The sequence below is a fragment of the Thalassospira sp. CH_XMU1448-2 genome (assembly GCF_037027285.1).
GTDB classification, from domain to species: domain Bacteria; phylum Pseudomonadota; class Alphaproteobacteria; order Rhodospirillales; family Thalassospiraceae; genus Thalassospira; species Thalassospira profundimaris_C.
On record NZ_JAYMEA010000003.1, the window covers coordinates 335,843 to 352,039 of the forward strand.

Below are 16,197 nucleotides of genomic sequence, written 5' to 3' on the forward strand. Positions count from 1 at the left end.
CCTCGATTGACCTTGCAAACTGAAATGCATGAAGCGTGCCAAAGACCAAAAGATCTTTGAAATTGACGGCATTTCACCCAATTAACGGCGGGCACTAGACCCCGCGTTTGAAAGCGGGCATATTGTGTCCGATCTGGTAAATTTTGTTTGCCATCTATCGAAACCGGGACACTGTATGCTCTATCTCACACGAAAAGTTGGCGACTCCGTTGTCATTGATGACAATATCGAAGTCACCGTCGTTGAGGTCCGTGGCAAGACCGTCAAGCTTGGCTTTACCTTCCCCGAAGATGTTCAGGTTCTTCGACGCGAACTCTATGACCGTATTCAGGAAGAAAACCGTTCGGCGGCCGTTAGCGAAGACATCATTCGCCATCTCGGCGGGGTGAACAGTCCGGCCAAGGACACCAACGAAAAAGAAGCAGACACCGACGAGAATGTCGGTAACAGCTGATTGATCCGGGCAAGGCCGGAATGACCGGCGCCTGTAATATATCTTTTGCCTGGCAACAGGCACCGTCATCTTCCGGGCAGGTAGCCAGGATATTGACCCCCGACCCGGCTCTCCCCCGCTTTTTTATCTTCGAGAATTTCCTCTACTGTCCGATGCTGGTTCGACAACGATTTGTTGACCATCTCTGATCTATGGTCGAGGCTTGATGAAGAGATCAGGCAACAGCGTCCTGAATTGAAGGGTCGTATGAGCGGGAAAAAAACCACCTATGACATCACCGACGAACCGGCAGGCAGGACAGGCAATCTTGCGGCACCGGGCGAAGATGGCCAGAAAGCCGTCGCACTTCGGTATGCGCATGGACGTGACAATGCCCCCATACTAAGTGCCAAGGGCGAAGGCAGCGTTGCGGAACAGATATTGCAAGTCGCTTTTGCCAACGGGATCAAGGTCCGCAAGGACAGTGATCTTGCTGAAATTCTGATGGCAGTCGATGTCGATAGCGAAATCCCGCTGGAGGCCTTTGCGGCTGTTGCCGAAATTCTGAACTACATCTATCGGATCAACCGCATTTACGGTGGTTCGTCACGCAGCAAGACCGAACCACAAGACACGGTCAAGGCGACGACATCATTTGATCGAAATTTTGATCGCAACGGGGAAGGCCAGTCATGAGCCCTGAACAATTCAAGCCCGATCAGTTCAAGAAGGATCTAAAACGCGTTCTGTCCCTGATCCGGACCGGACAGAGATATCTGGACGATGGCAAGGTTGTCGAGTTATCGGCCCTTGAGCACCGGATTGCCGATCTGTGTGAACAGGCACGTGCCATGGGTCCCGAACAGCGTAGCGACATTGCGCCGCTTCTGGCTGCTCTTGGTGACGAACTCGGACAGCTCGAAACCAACATGCAAAAAGAATATTCCGATATTCAGCGCCAGTTGCGCGGCATCAGTAACACCGCACAGGCAACAAATGCCTATGCGCAGGCTGCCCGCACCAAATAGGCCGTGATCGGCCAAATGGCTGATTTCAAACAAACTGCCATCGATGATCTGTTCGATGGCAACTTGCCTGTATGTCGGTGGCGCGGTAAACAGAAATACCGATGGCAAACACAGACAACAATCACATCGGTCATTCTGACCAGAGTTCGGGATTGTTCACGGGGAAAGCGACCTGATGGATTTAAGCGCCTATTACCGGTTTGTTGCCGCTCTGCTTTTTGTGCTGGGGATTATTGGCATCTTCGCACTGGTTGCACGGCGGATTATTCCCGGTGCGCGCAATATCAACCGACGGGGTTCGAAGCGTCGCCTGTCCGTGGTTGAAGTTGTTCCGGTCGACACAAAAAGACGACTTGTTCTTCTGCGTCGCGATGATACCGAACATCTTGTCATGCTTGGTCCGCAGGGCGATATGGTGATTGAACGTAATATCGGCACCCATTTTGTTGATCTGATCGACACATCCACCACCGACTTTGCCCCCGAAAAAGACAAAGCCGATACGTCATCAGATATACCCGAAGCAACCCCGACCGGTCCGCGCCCGACGACCAACGACAGGAACAACCCTGCATGAGCCGCACCGACCTTAAGACACCCACTGCCCCCAAGACACAACCGGGCAAAACAGGATGGCACGCGCCGCGCTGGTTGACCTTGTGTGCGACTTGGTCGCTGATCCCTTTGATCGCACTGATTGCCGGGGGCGACACGGTTCAGGCACAGACCTTTAATTTTGATCTTGGTGATGGCCCCGGTGTGACGTCATCGGGTCGCCTTATTCAGTTGATCGGTCTGATCACGGTTCTGAGCATTGCGCCCGCCATCCTGATGATGGTGACATCCTTTACCCGAATCATCGTGGTGCTCAGCCTGCTCAGGACAGCTCTTGGCATTCAGCAATCTCCCCCAAACCAGGTCCTGATCAGTCTGGCGATGTTTCTGACCCTGTTTATCATGATGCCGACCTTGGAACGCGTCTGGGACGAGGGATTGCAGCCGATGATCAACGGCAATATTGACGAATTCGAAGGGTTCGAGCGGTCCGTAAGACCGGTTCATGATTTCATGATGACGCAGGTGCGTGAACGTGACCTTCAGCTGTTTGTCAATCTGGCCGGCGTTGAAGTCACCACCCCCGAAACCATTCCGCTGCGCTCCCTGATCCCGGCTTTCATGATCAGCGAATTGCGCCGCGCGTTTGAAATCGGCTTCCTGCTGTTTATTCCGTTCCTGATCATCGACATGGTGGTCGCCAGTATCCTGATGTCGATGGGGATGATGATGCTGCCACCGGTCATCATTTCCCTGCCATTCAAGCTGATCTTCTTTGTAATGGTCGATGGCTGGTATCTGATTGCCGGATCGCTTGTCGAAAGTTTCGGGCGTTAGCCAGGGTAACCCAGCATCGACCGGAATGATAAAAGCCGCCAAGCACAAGCTGGCGGCTTTTTTCGGGGTTTCACCCCTTTACTTCCCTAGACTCAGGCACTCTGGCAGCTGCCAGATCCCCATACGCACATCGTGCGCAAGACCGTCAGGACCGTCGTCTGACGGTTTTGAATACATCTTGTTCCAGCGGTTTCAGACCAAAGCTGCCCCGGCGCGGACCAGGGTTGTCGGCCACGAATTTCTCCGCAATGTTACGTTCACGCTCTGTCATGCGGGCATGGATTGCCCCCATCTCGCGCTGGGCCTGACTGCCTTCTGTCGGTGACGACATCCGCAGCCAGTAATAGGCAAGAATGTTATCCTGTTCGACGCCACTGCCAATCGCATAGAGACGCCCAAGGGCTGCCTGACCATTCGCGGAACCCTTGCGGGCCGCACGTTCATACCAGGTGGCCGCACGCGCCATATCAACCGGCACGCCAAGACCATGTTCATACATCACCCCGATCAGGTGATAACCGCCCGGATGCCCAAGCTCGGCCAGATCCATCGCCAGATCAAGCGCACTGGAATAATCGGGTTCGCGATGGGGCACGCCGAAAATCAGGATTTGCGTCATCTGATATTTCGCAGATGCATCGCCCTGATCGCAGGCATTCATCAACATGGTCCAGCCGCGATTGAAAAGCTTCAAATCCGGCGAATGACAGAAATACATCGCAAGGTTTGCCTGCGCATAGGCATCGCCTTCGCTTGCGGCAAGCTCAAACCAGCTGATGCTTTCGGCAATATTGCGTTCCGCGCCAAGCCCGACACCCAGCGCATAGCCAAGTGCGGATGCGGCTTCGATGCTGCCGGCGCGTGCTGCGCGCATGTTGAATTCAAACGATTTTGCCGGATCACGGCGCACGCCGCGGCCTTCAAGATAAAGATAGGCAAGAACGCTGGCCGCAGACGGATCGTTAAGGTCGCTGGCGCGTTCGAAATATTCGATTGCCTTTTCGTCATCCTGGGCAACGCCCCAGCCATTCAGATAGCAGACACCAAGATTATAAAGCGCTGCGACCGAACCGAACTCGATGGCTTCTTCAAACCAGTGAGCGGCGGTTTCGGCATTTTCCTGAACGCCCAATCCCTTGGCATAGAGATAACCAAGATTATTGGCCGAAACCGGTTCGCCAGAGGATGCTTCTTCATGGAACCAGTAGGCCGCTTCACGATACCACTGCTGCCCCTCGCCCAGATCTTCGGAAACACCGAGTCCCTTGCTACGCATATAGCCATAGCAAACGGCTGCAAATGCACGGCTCTGGCGGTGAATCTGGTCCAGAATACGACGGGTCGCAGACTCGTCGCGCGGCATTCCATCGCCTTGAAAATGTTTCTGGGCAAGCGAAAGCTGTGCAAAAATGTCCTTTTCGACATTCGCATCATCGTAATAGACCATTTTAAGTGCACGATCCATCACAGCACTACACTCGCAATCACACGTTCAAACCAGCAGAAAATGGGCGAAAACCTCGCATTTTGGCGAACGTCACCCACGTTACACATTTATCGAACGTTAATTTATAGCACTAAGCTGTGACTTTTCCAACTGGTCGCGATAGGTCGCAAGGAAGCCCTGAAAGTTTTCAACCTCGTCGACCTTGTCGGCAAGGGTACGGTAATCAATCAAGCCTTGCGTCGGAGATGACGTAATCAGATTGAATGCCTCGGCGAACGGGCTTTGTGCCATGCCCTCGCCGTAACGGCGTTTGAGCATGTTAAGTGTTCTTTCCTGACCAGCCATTGCAAGATTGACCGCCCAGTTCAAAAGATAGCGGGCGCGCTCATTCGAAATTTCACCGGTCGGGCTTTTTTCATCATCGCCGACAAGACGCTGGAAGGTCTCAGCCGCCGACATATAGTCCCGCGTCTGGCGATAATAATCGACCCGCAAAAGCTCCGCATTCTTCGAAAAATCACCTTCAAGAGACGCAATTGCCTCAGCTCCCCGGTCGGTATCAAGCAAAGCCCGCGCCTTCAGGTGACGGCGCTGGGTTGACAGCTCGTCGGACAGATCGGGGGTCTCCGTATTGTCAATGACGCGTATTGTTTCCTCGGGCTTGCTATCAAGCAGATAGACCAGACCAAGTCTGGCCCCGACACGGGCCTTTTCAACCCCCTGCAGTCGGAAATCGACCTGATGCTCGAGAAGGTCCTCGGCACGTTCAAACAACTCGACATCGACCATACGGTCGGCAAGCCTGCGGATCAATTCATCCCCCTTCTCGCCCGCCGGGGTCAGTTCGCGGAATTCGTCATAAAGCGCAACCGCCTTGATCGCCGAAATATTGTTGATGTCATCGCCGAGATAGAGGTTCTCGAACGTGGTATGCATCATGTCAGTCGCCTCGGTTGCGACCGGCTTGTTCGGGAAGAAAATCGCAACCTGACGAAGCGTATTAAGCCCGTCGCGGAAATCCTTGTTCTCGATTTGCAACTCGCCAATGCGTTTGAGTAACGCCATCTCGAAACCGTCGCCACGCCAGGCAAAACGCAGCTGCTGGAGCTGTTCGATCGCATCTTCGATCGTCAGGCGTTCCAGACGCATAAGAAGCTCGGTACGATCAAAAATTGCATGCGCGCGCGCCTTGCGGTTATCTCCTTCGGCCACCTGATCCCAGGTGGCGACCGCCTGTTCGAGTTCACCGGCCTCTTCTTCAAAGAACCCTTTAAGATATTGCACATCCATGATCTTGGACTCGGAAAGTCCATCCGTCAGCAGCATCTTGTCGATCAGATCCATACCGGCTTCCGGGTTGCCAACAATCAGGGCCTGCTCGGTCGCAAGCGGCCCTAACCGCGACAGAAGCTCTGGCGGATAGAAATCAAGGATGTGGACACTTTCAAGCAGATCACGCGCACCTTCATTCGGACGCCCCAGTGCAGCAAGGGTCACAGCCCGCCACAACTGCATTTCCGGAATGGCGCGTAACCGTTCGTCTTCAAGAAGACGCTCCGCTTCGGCGTAATCGCGATACAGAAACTTCACAGCAGCCTTAAGCGCACGGAATTGCAGTTTCTGGGCAATCAGCGGATCGTCGCCTTCCATTGTGGAAACAACAGCATTGGCCTCTGGCCCAAGGCCGTTGGCCAGATAATATTGCGCAAGTTCAAGGCGGGCCTTGTTGCGGTGTTCATCTCCGCTTTCGGCAATATTGCCGCGCAGCTCGCGAATGGCATCATTGAAATCATCAAGTCCGCCACGGCGCCAGGTATCAAGATCAAAGATCAGACCTTCACGGCCATCACCGGTGCTTGCCCGCACACCGGTTGCCGAAGCCAGCAGACGTGCGCCTTCGGGTGAAATGTTCAGGCCATCGGCGGCAGTAACAATTACGGCCTGCCCGTCATCACGACCGGCCACCTGAACACTTTCATTCATCGGCGCAACAACAACCCCCTGCACGGACGGCAACACTTCGAATTCCGGATAATTCAGGGCGACCTCGATGCCATAACCCGATTGTGTTGTTGTCACAACGCGCAGGGTATCACCGACTTCTGGATCATCAATCGGGACAATCGGCCCGACATCTTCAAGCGGAACAATCAGGCGTGCACGGGTCTGGTCATCAAGCTCAATCGACGGACCCAGTTTTTCAACCGGCTGCATGGTGCCTTGCTGCAATGTCACACGCCAGTCACCGACTTCGGTTCTGGTTGTGTAAAGGCCAACCCCGTCCGGAATGGTCATCCGCAAGACGGTGGCATAGGGGCTGTCGATCTGTTCGATTACCCCGATGATCTGTGACGCTTCCTGACGCACGGTTTCAAGATCAAGATTTGCCCGAACATCAAAGGCCATCCACAGGAAACCGGCACGCGACCACACCGCTGCCCCGCCGGGCTGCCCAAACGGGAAGCCCAATGTGAGTTCTGTCGTAGTCTGTTCAACCGTAACCGGAATTTCACCGATGCTGGTACGTTCCTGCGGCACCCCGCCTGTGCTACCGCCATTGCCCTGCCCGGTGGCAGCTGCGCGTGCCAGTGCTTCGGGTGAATTCGGGTCCAGCACCTCACCGGTTGACGCAGCTGGCTGCGTGTTGGTTCCGGTCTGGCTATCCGGCTGTTCATTTTGCTGTGCCGGGGCGACCGGGGCATCCGGTGCAGCGACGGCAACCGCTTCGTCCCGGGGTTCTGCTGGCGACGCTGAACGTGACTGTGCGGTTTCACTTGCGGGTGCGCGCTGGGCGCCCATTATGTCAACGACAACCTTGTTGCCCGAGCGGAAATGACGCAGCTGGCGCGCCGGGCTGGTTTCAATCACAACATCAAGCGGGTTTGTCGCGGCCTGGCGAATACGCACACCTTCGGGCAGGCGTCGTGACAGACCCGTGGCATCAATACGCGCCGGAGACTGAAAGGCAACCGTCTGCGATCCCTGATCGCCTTCCAGGGCATAATCCGTACGCGTTGGCCAATCAAAAACCAGCCGATAGAACGTCGGGTGACGTCCGACACGAACATCAAGAAGATCTGCTGACGCATCTGCCGAAGCAGTCGCATCTTCGGTTGCCACCGTTTCAACCGGGCTGGTCGGTGCGGGCGTGATTTGCGGCTTTTGTTCCGGGGTCGGAACCGATGGTACTGCCGGTTCCGGTGCAGCTACCGGTGTCGGCGGTTGCTTGTCCAGAATATCAAGGACAACGTTGCTTCCGACATTAAAGGCGCGCACTTCGTAATCGTCGCTCAGAACAAAGGCGACGGTGCGACCATCCGGATCAAAGAACCCATCCGAAACATATTTGGAAATCGGGGTCAGCACCCCGCGCAAGGAAGCAACAAGCGGCTCGTCAAAACGCACAACAAGCTGGTCGCCGATGATCTCGGCGCTGTAATTGACCGGCTTGCTCCATTGCAGAACAATTCGTCCATAACCGCTATGCAGCCCGGAGCGGATGATAACTGGATCAACCGCCTGGGCCATTGCTGGGCGCATTCCGCCTAGGGGCAACAAAATTGCCGTGGTGGTCGCAAGAACAACCGCCAGCAGGACGCGCACGGCAAGTTTTGCCATACTTACGTGCCTCCGATCCCGCTTCCACCATGAGGCTCGATGACGATGTCAACCCGGCGTGCCATTGCAAAGCGCGCCTCCTCATCAAGCAGCTTGGGAAGCTGGTCGTATCTTGATGCCGCAAATCCGTAAATATTTATGTAATCTGTGTAGCCTGATTTTTTCAGTTCGTTGGCAACAGCACCGGCACGGGCAAGAGACAGCTCCCAGTTCGAGGCATATTGGCCTCGCCCGCTAAGTGGTCGCGGATCGGTATGACCCTGAACACCAATACGGTTCCCGATATTGCGCAATACCCCGCCCAACACGAACAAGGCCTGCTTGGCCTTTGGCGTCATTTCAGAGCTGCCAGCGACAAACAGGATATCACCGGGAAGCGAAATCACCAGCTTGTCGGCATCACGCGACATCTTGGCGTCACCGAGAACCGGGTTGTCATCAATGGCGTCGTCAATCACAGCACTCAGATAATCTAGGTTCATCGCCGGTTTGCGATAAACGCGCGGAATGTTCAGACTTGCCATCGGCTCGTCATTTTCTTCCTTGGGAGCGGGCTTGATGCTTTGCGACAGCGCATCAACAACCTCGTCCCAGCGGTCAATCTTGACCTTGGACATCGCAAACAGCATCACGAAGAAAGTCAGCAACAGCGAAATCAGATCGGCAAGGCTGAGCATCCAGACCGGCGGGCCACTTGGGCCGTTGTCTTTTTTGACTTCATCACTCATCAGCCACCTCCTCCGGCCTGCGGTCCAAGCGGAATGGGCTGGTTCACCGCGGGCTGATTGCCCCCCGGCAGCGGAATAGCCATTTTAGGCGGGATCAGCATCTGGCTAGGCGCCCCGTTTGCCGCCCCGTTCCCACCTGTCCCCGCACCAGTACCGCCATTGGTAGAGGTGCCATTCTGACCAGTGCCGGTCGCACCGGTTTTCTCAATCGGAGCTGGTGGCTCTTTGGGGCCAAAATCCCAGAAAAACCGGAAAGTCGCGATAAACGGATCCGCGCCCGGATCAATACCGACATAAAGATGATTTTCCGGCGCGCCTGCATCAATCAGTTCTCGTGCAAAGGAACCGGCACGTGCGATCTGGAGATTGTTCTCGATCTCGATCACGCCTTTTGATTCAATCTGGCTGCCCATCACCATTTCCATCTCATAGGACGCATAGCCCTCATCATCGGCAAGGACAGATGCGAGCTGCTTCATGAAGCTTGCCTGCCGTTCCCTGATAAGGATGGAGTTGGGATCAAACAACTGATCAACATGCATGATGATTTCCATCAGCTTTCCGGGCTGAATGACTTCGACCCGGACAACCTTGATGGCGGTCTCAAACAACTGACCAAGCTTTTCCTGCATGTCTTCTGCCGCAACCACCGGGCCCTCAATCGAGGTCACGGTTTGCAAACTGGTTGTTGGCGGCAGAATGGCGGCAAAAGCGGAGGAAAGGCTTTCCTGCACTTCGCGCGTTTTGACCTCTTCAAAGGTCGAAATGGTATTGAGCAGAATAAAGAACGCCAGCAGCAGAAGATAAAGAGCCAAAAACAGCGCCACAGCCCCGTTGGCAGGGGGGGATGGTGGTGTGGGTCCGTCGTCCTCTATCTCCGCCATGTCAACGCCACTTAATTGAACATCGCGTCGATGTCAGCCTGCGAAACGCCTTTACCCTCAAGCTGAGGCCCGTTGAGCAAAGCTTCCTCGCCTTCCGGTTCTTTTTTCTGCTTTGGATTTGCGGCAGCGTATTTGGCGATTTCGTCGCCGAATGCGGTGACCAGTCCCTCGACGCGTTCCTCGATGGATTTCAGGGCCTTGATCACCTTGGTGGTGCGCTGCCCGGTGATATCCTGAAAATTACAGGCTTCATAAACCCGCATGGTCGCATCGGTGACAATCTTGCCCTGTTCAGGGGGCAAGGTCGATGCGAATTCTTCGAGCACATCCATGGCGTCAAGGATCTCGTGGGTTGCCCCGGCCGTCGCATCCACAATGGCATCAAGCTCATCGGTGGCATTGGGGATATATTCGGCCTTGATATCGTCCGGACGAAGCGATGCAATCTCCGACTTCATCTTGCGGATGATGCCGGACAATTCATCAAGTTCACCAAACAGGCGTTTCTGATCGTCAGACGGCGCGTCCCCCATGAAACGGGAAAGCTGATCCATCAGATCAGACAGCTGCTCAACCTTCAGGTCATCACCATCAAGGCGTGCTCGAAGGTCATTAAGCAGCTTCCGGAGTTCGTCCTTGGACGCTTTGGACATAGCGGTATCGCGGGACGCAGGCCCCGCGCTCCTGATCAGAAATCGCCAATAACCGTTTTCATCTTGCCCTTCAACGTCTCGGCGTTGAACGGCTTCACGATGTAATTGGAGACACCGGCCTTTTTCGCCATCACGACGTTTTCGGTCTTGGCTTCGGCGGTAATCATGATGAAGGGGAGGTCCTTCAACTTGGCATCTGCACGGACTTCTTTGAGAAGCTGAAGACCGGTCATCGGCTCCATGTTCCAGTCGGAAATCACAAGACTGAACGGAGCTTCACGCAGTTTACGAAGCGCCATGCTACCATCTGTCGCTTCTTCAATATTCGTAAAGTTGAGCTGCCGCAGAAGGTTACGGATGATACGCAACATGGTTTTGTAATCATCCACAATCAGGATCGGCATATTCGGATCGACGGCCATTCACAACTCCATCAGCTATCTGATCTCTCACCCTTGCTGCATATTTCAACGCACACAGACAAGGCCCCTAATAATCGTGATGTACATATTTAATATTGGTTAATCAAGGTTTTTAACCAGAGATCAAATCATTCCATCACATTGACTATTCTCGAAAAATTGGCCGTTTTTCTATTTAAAGGCACGAAAATCGAAACCAACCTATTTTTGTAACCCCTATTGCAATGGCAGCATGTTTATATCTTGCTTATATGCCAGTTCAGCTGTCAATGCCCGCGCACGTTCCGGCGTCATTTGCGACAGAACAGCAGCAGTATTGGCCTCGCGCATCCCCAGCGCCACTTGCAACAGGATATCCATATCCAGATCGTTCCAAATCCGCGCAGCGTCTTTCGGTTTCATTTTCTCATAAACGCTGATCAGTTTCTTGATCCGGTCATCTTCCTGGGCTTCCTTGGTTTCGACCAATCCTTCGATGGCCGTTTTCAAGGATTTCATTTCTTCGATCTTGGCATCAATCCGGGCTTCGGCTGCCGCAATCAGGCTCTCGCGTTCGTCAAGGCGCTGTTCCTTGCGATCAAGCTCGCCACGGCGCACCGAAAGGTTCTGAAGAAGGTCGATTTCTTCCTGGGTAAACAGGGTCGGATCACCGCCAAGGGTCGGCGCAATATCACTTGCGCTCGCCTCCCCCTCAAGCGGGGTACCTTCCATCGTCATCGCCGCCGGATCATCAAGGCCGGGGCCCGCAGCCTGAGAAGCTGCATCCTGTCCTGCAGGTGCGCTTGCCGGTGCAGGAGCCTGCGCCTGGGCCATCTGGACCATGCTTACACCTGTCGGCTGGGACTCAGACGTCGCAACGACATCATCCCCTCCCGAAAACAGGTTCACCACCCGCATTGACAATACCATCAGTCCAACCAGAACAACCAATGGCAAGATACGCACACCAGACATCTATTCACCTAAGCAATGAGGCATCTTGTGCCCATGCTCCTTCACGCTTCAATTATCTTTAATTCCATCAGAATGACGGATCACTCTTTAGATATAAAGAAATGTCATGATCTCAAGTCCGGACCGGAAGCCCGAACAAATTTCAAATCTAGCGTACGGACCGCAAAGCCGCGAGCAATTCGCGCTCTGCCTCTGAGCGACCGGCATCTTCGTCCTGATCGTACGGGTCTGCACCACCAGCATCACCATATCCGGCAGATGATCCCCCAAGAGACACATCATCGCGGTCACGATCACTCATCGCGTTTCCGCCGCGCTCGAATTCGCCCACCATGCGCGCAGCCAGTTCTTCGGCACGGGTTTCCACACCGAGGCGGTCCCGGTCATCAATAACATCGTGGCGATCCTTGCCGCCGCCCATCATACTTCCAAGTCCTGCACCGCTGCCCTTGCCCGAACGCACAGGCGCACTGTCAGCACCGCCCGCCACCTGCCCGGCACCAGACGCCCCCGAACGGCGCACAGCATTCACATCACTGGCAGCCTTTTCGAGACGGTTTGCGATGCTTTCACCGCGATCGACCATAAAGCTCAGGTCTTCGTTAAGGCCACTGGCCTTTTCGATGTTTTCGCGCAGTTTTTCGCCTGACTGTTCGGCCATGTCCTTGAGAGCCATGATCGAGGTTTCCGCCCGTTCATTGGCCGCATTGAACGCTGTCAGGAAGTTCTGCATGTCTTCCCGGCTGCGCCGGAATGCGGCGAGCTTGCGATTCAGAATGATGGCATAGACAATCGTCACAACCAGCAGCACGATCATCACAAGATCAAGATAGAACGCGAAGTCCATCACTTCTCTTCCTCGTTTATGCGCGCGCGATCACGCACCTGAATGGCGATCCGGTCACCCTTGCGTCCCATCATGCCCTTGAACAACGGAACATCGCCGCAGCGGACCTCGACAGGTGAAGTCGGACTGGTATTCAGAACCAGACGGTTGCCAACTTCCAGATTGAGCACATCGCCCAGCGCCATCACCTGTTCATCAAGGACTGCTAACAGGTTAACATGGGTTTGCCACAGTTCGTTTGCGAGGTGGTTTTCCCAAATAGAGTCACGACCAAACTTTTCCCCCATGAACATCTGAAGCAGAAGTTCACGAACCGGCTCCAGCGTCGCATAGGGAATCAGCAGCTCAAGCCGGCCACCGCGGTCTTCCATATCAATGCGCAACTTGGCCACAATCGCCGCATTGGCGTGACGGGCAATGGTTGCAAAACGCGGGTTCGTTTCAAGACGTTCGAACCGGAAAGTTACCGGGCTTAGCGGATCAAACGCAGCCGAAAGGTCGCCAAGCACCACATGGATCATACGTTCGACAAGGTTACGTTCAATCGTCGTATAGGGACGACCTTCAATACGCATGGCCGCCGTACCACGACGCCCGCCCAGCAAAACGTCGACGATGGAATAGATCAGGGCTGAGTCAACGGTGAGCAAGCCATAGTTATCCCATTCCTCGGCCTTGAAAACACCCAGCATCGCCGGTAGCGGGATCGAGTTCAGATAATCACCGAAACGCAGCGACAGAATGTTATCGAGCGACACTTCAACGTTATCGGACGTGAAGTTACGCAAAGATGTCGACATCATGCGGACAAGGCGGTCGAACACGACCTCAAGCATCGGCAGACGTTCATAGGCAACCATCGACGAGTTGATGATTGCCTGAATACCGGACTGGTCGCCAGCGCCGGAACCGTCATCAAAGCCCAGAAGACTGTCGATTTCGTCCTGGTTCAGAACGCGTGCCGAACCACCGCCCATTTCGGCGGCCATATCATCGCCACCGTCATCGCCGTCATCGTCGCCGAGCATGGATTCCCATTCGGCGGCCATATCCTCGCCGCCGTCGTCTCCACCTTCGTCATCTCCACCCGCCATGGCTTCCCATTCGGCAGCGAGTGCATCATCATCGTCTTCATCAGCCATCAGCGATTGCTTCCTGATTTTGGCATTCGGGCCGCTACAAGTTTATTGTACCAGCATTTCCTTGAACAGAACGTCGTTAATTTTTGCAGGCTTGGCCGCGGCACTGACCCGGATCAGCAATTCTTCACGCAGTCGGAACATGCCTTCGGAACCGGAAAGGTCTTCCGGACGCAATTCACGAAGATAAACCTGAAAGTTGTCAATAATACGCGGCATCATCTGTTCGACCTGCGGCAACATTGACTGATCGGCCACTTCCAGACTGACACGAATTTTAAGATAGCTTTGCTTGCCTGCACCGGTATTCAGATTGACCAGAATTTCCGGCAAATCCACGAACCCGACATTCTCAGGCACACCTGGTGCCTGCTCAATCGCATCTTCGGAAATCACTTCTTCGGTTTGCTGGCCATCACCGCCGGTCAGCATGTCAATTACCGGCTGAAGCAATCCGGTGAAATAGGCCGCGGCCGCTCCGCCAAGCAGTAGCAGCACAAGCAGCACGACCACGATCAGCATTTTTTTGCTGCGACCGCCGCCACCTTCGTCCATTTCGATTTCGTCGACATCGTCGCCCATAGCTTCGCCAATTCCCGCGCTTGAAATTATGTCGTCATCTCCAGCAAACACTGTGCCGGATTAACAGCCATAACGCTATCACGTTAAAAATCCGTTTCGTTTCCGACAGCTTACGTACCTTCAGACCATTCAACCACCAAGACTTGAAACGAAATTCCCCCACAAGATCAAAGCGATCCTCGACCTGGCAGAAATAGCCCTGCTGCATTTTACGACATTCCTCCGACCCCTCGAAAAATCCGACCCGGAAAACTTTGTCCATTTGAATGGCTTACGTCGCGGCAGTTTCTGCCAATCCCCACGTTAGACACCCCGGCAACAAATGCCGAACACGAAATTTTTTGTTTATTTTCAATGTCTTGAATGTTCTGGCATGGCTTTCGCATTTGTGTTGGCAAATCATTGCCCCAACCGGGAAACTGACCATGGAAAATATTTCATATATCGCGCTGTCCCGTCAGAAGACGCTTCGCAGCATGATGAACAACATTTCGCAGAACCTGGCGAACATGAACACGACCGGGTACAAAGAAGAGCGGATGATGTTCACCGACTGGATCGCGAAGAACAAGGACGCCCCGTTCCGCGGCGAGCGCGAGATTTCCCTTGTTCAGGATATTTCCCAGTATCGCAACACGACGGTCGGCAACATTGAGCATACCGACAGGCCGCTCGACGTTGCACTAAGTCAGCCCGACATGTTCTTTGCCGTCGAGACGCCAACCGGCGTCCAGTATACCCGCAACGGTAATTTCACGCTCGACCCCGGCGGACAGCTCATCACCAATGACGGTTACCCGGTCCTGAGCGACGCTGGTCAGCCTATGTTTTTCAATCAGGCCGATGGGCAGATTGAAATCAAGGGTGACGGGACCGTTTCTACTGACATTGGCCAGATTGGCAAATTGCAGGTCATCACGGTTGATAATGTTCAGCGCATGATCGTGACTGGTAATACGCTTTATCGGGCGCCCAACGAGCAAGCTGGGGATGACGAGGAAATTGCCGTTCAGCAAGTTGAAAACCCCGGCATTGTTCAGGGAGCCCTTGAAAAATCCAACGTCAACCCGATCAGCGCCATGACACAGATGATCGACGTCTTGCGAACATATCAATCCGTCACCCGCTCTTTGGAAAGCGAGAACGAGCGGATGCGCAACATGATCAGCAAACTCGGGGATGTTCGCGCCTGATTTGGCCGCTGACACCCGTACCACAGAAATTTGGCGCAAAACTTGCGCAATCGAAGGAGAAGACAGATGCGGTCACTTGATATCGGCGCTTTGGGGATGCAGGCCCAGTCCACCAACGTGGACGTTACATCGCACAACATCGCCAACATGACGACGACCGGCTACAAGCGCCAGCGCGCGGAATTTCAGGACCTTCTTTATCAGGATCTGCGTCGTGCCGGCTCGCCATCATCTGATACCGGAACGATTGTCCCGACCGGGGTCCAGGTTGGTCTGGGTGTCAAAACCGCCGCAATTGGCCGTTATATGGGGCAAGGCACACTTACCCTGACCGAGAACGAACTTGATATCGCCATTCAGGGCCGCGGCTATCTTCAGATTGACCTGCCGAGCGGTGAAACCGCCTATACCCGCGATGGCACGCTGAAACTTGATGCCAACGGGGCGCTTGTCACCAAGGACGGCTTTGCCGTTCAGCCGGGCATTACCGTTCCGAACAACGCAACGTCGGTCACCATCAACACCAACGGCGAGGTCTATGCCGAAATCGATGGTCAGGTTGCCCTTTCCAATCTGGGACAAATTCAGCTCGCAACCTTTATCAACCCGGCCGGCCTTGATGCTCTTGGTGATAACCTTTACCTTGAAACGGAGGCCTCGGGTCAGGCGAATACCGGCGCACCGGGTGATGTCGGTTATGGCACGGTCCAGCAGGGCTATCTGGAATCCTCGAACGTCAACGTGGTTCAGGAAATCACCAACCTGATCAAGGCACAGCGTGCCTATGAGATGAACTCCAAGTCGATTTCGACCACCGACGAAATGATGAGCGCAGTCAGCAATCTGCGTTAATCCGGCGTTCTGAATACAGTTATTC

General features: G+C 54.4%; 17 protein-coding genes. 7 read left to right on the forward strand and 10 right to left on the reverse strand.

Annotated features, from left to right (window positions below; all coding sequences use genetic code 11):
- The first annotated feature begins 175 nt into the window (after positions 1 to 175).
- From csrA to fliP, 5 genes are all read left to right on the forward strand, one after another.
- Positions 176 to 454 (forward strand): carbon storage regulator CsrA, encoded by a 279-nt coding sequence (csrA, locus tag WA318_RS14075; RefSeq protein ID WP_114098502.1) that lies wholly within the window; start codon positions 176 to 178, stop codon positions 452 to 454.
- A gap of 246 nt (positions 455 to 700) precedes the next feature.
- A complete protein-coding gene (locus WA318_RS14080; RefSeq protein ID WP_114098501.1) occupies positions 701 to 1,129 on the forward strand; it encodes an EscU/YscU/HrcU family type III secretion system export apparatus switch protein in 429 nt (142 codons plus the stop codon).
- Entirely contained in the window at positions 1,126 to 1,461 is a 336-nt protein-coding gene (locus WA318_RS14085; RefSeq protein WP_336082081.1) for a hypothetical protein, read from the forward strand. The genes WA318_RS14080 and WA318_RS14085 overlap by 4 nt, the downstream gene beginning before the upstream one ends.
- A gap of 175 nt (positions 1,462 to 1,636) precedes the next feature.
- Positions 1,637 to 2,038: a FliO/MopB family protein gene (locus WA318_RS14090; RefSeq protein ID WP_336082083.1), complete on the forward strand. Its 402-nt coding sequence runs from the start codon at positions 1,637 to 1,639 to the stop codon at positions 2,036 to 2,038.
- The gene (gene fliP, locus WA318_RS14095) at positions 2,035 to 2,853 is read left to right on the forward strand and encodes a flagellar type III secretion system pore protein FliP (protein ID WP_181850272.1); all 819 of its coding nucleotides are present in this window, start codon (positions 2,035 to 2,037) and stop codon (positions 2,851 to 2,853) included. Before WA318_RS14090 ends, fliP begins: the two co-directional genes overlap by 4 nt.
- A gap of 145 nt (positions 2,854 to 2,998) precedes the next feature.
- On the opposite strand, the gene WA318_RS14100 is transcribed toward fliP, so the two are convergent.
- From WA318_RS14100 to WA318_RS14145, 10 genes are all read right to left on the reverse strand, one after another.
- Positions 2,999 to 4,318 carry an SEL1-like repeat protein gene (locus WA318_RS14100; protein WP_114098498.1) on the reverse strand — a complete coding sequence of 440 codons (1,320 nt, stop codon included), beginning with the start codon at positions 4,316 to 4,318 and terminating at the stop codon, positions 2,999 to 3,001.
- Between the two features lie 99 nt (positions 4,319 to 4,417).
- On the reverse strand, positions 4,418 to 7,918 hold the full coding sequence (locus tag WA318_RS14105; protein ID WP_336082088.1) for a hypothetical protein: 3,501 nt from the start codon (positions 7,916 to 7,918) through the stop codon (positions 4,418 to 4,420).
- Positions 7,919 to 7,920: 2 nt separating this feature from the next.
- Positions 7,921 to 8,646, reverse strand: coding sequence for an OmpA/MotB family protein (locus WA318_RS14110; RefSeq protein WP_114098496.1), 726 nt, complete (start codon positions 8,644 to 8,646; stop codon positions 7,921 to 7,923).
- Positions 8,646 to 9,530, reverse strand: coding sequence for a hypothetical protein (locus WA318_RS14115; protein ID WP_336082091.1), 885 nt, complete (start codon positions 9,528 to 9,530; stop codon positions 8,646 to 8,648). Before WA318_RS14115 ends, WA318_RS14110 begins: the two co-directional genes overlap by 1 nt.
- A gap of 11 nt (positions 9,531 to 9,541) precedes the next feature.
- Complete coding sequence (locus WA318_RS14120; RefSeq protein WP_114098494.1) at positions 9,542 to 10,183, reverse strand: protein phosphatase CheZ; 642 nt, start codon at positions 10,181 to 10,183, stop codon at positions 9,542 to 9,544.
- Between the two features lie 35 nt (positions 10,184 to 10,218).
- Positions 10,219 to 10,605: a response regulator gene (locus WA318_RS14125; protein ID WP_114098493.1), complete on the reverse strand. Its 387-nt coding sequence runs from the start codon at positions 10,603 to 10,605 to the stop codon at positions 10,219 to 10,221.
- 216 nt (positions 10,606 to 10,821) lie between these two features.
- Positions 10,822 to 11,559, reverse strand: a complete 738-nt coding sequence (locus WA318_RS14130) for a MotE family protein (RefSeq protein WP_114098492.1) — start codon at positions 11,557 to 11,559, stop codon at positions 10,822 to 10,824.
- Positions 11,560 to 11,707: 148 nt separating this feature from the next.
- Positions 11,708 to 12,406, reverse strand: a complete 699-nt coding sequence (locus WA318_RS14135) for a DUF6468 domain-containing protein (protein WP_336082096.1) — start codon at positions 12,404 to 12,406, stop codon at positions 11,708 to 11,710.
- A complete protein-coding gene (gene fliM, locus WA318_RS14140) occupies positions 12,406 to 13,548 on the reverse strand; it encodes a flagellar motor switch protein FliM (protein WP_114098490.1) in 1,143 nt (380 codons plus the stop codon). Before fliM ends, WA318_RS14135 begins: the two co-directional genes overlap by 1 nt.
- Before the next feature lie 42 nt (positions 13,549 to 13,590).
- Complete coding sequence (locus WA318_RS14145; RefSeq protein ID WP_114098489.1) at positions 13,591 to 14,127, reverse strand: flagellar basal body-associated FliL family protein; 537 nt, start codon at positions 14,125 to 14,127, stop codon at positions 13,591 to 13,593.
- A gap of 425 nt (positions 14,128 to 14,552) precedes the next feature.
- Here WA318_RS14145 and WA318_RS14150 point away from each other — a divergent pair, with 425 nt between their 5' ends.
- Together WA318_RS14150 and flgG are read left to right on the forward strand one after the other, a co-directional pair.
- Positions 14,553 to 15,320 (forward strand): flagellar hook-basal body complex protein, encoded by a 768-nt coding sequence (locus WA318_RS14150; RefSeq protein WP_114098667.1) that lies wholly within the window; start codon positions 14,553 to 14,555, stop codon positions 15,318 to 15,320.
- A gap of 66 nt (positions 15,321 to 15,386) precedes the next feature.
- Positions 15,387 to 16,172, forward strand: coding sequence for a flagellar basal-body rod protein FlgG (flgG, locus tag WA318_RS14155; RefSeq protein WP_114098487.1), 786 nt, complete (start codon positions 15,387 to 15,389; stop codon positions 16,170 to 16,172).
- Positions 16,173 to 16,197 lie beyond the last annotated feature (25 nt).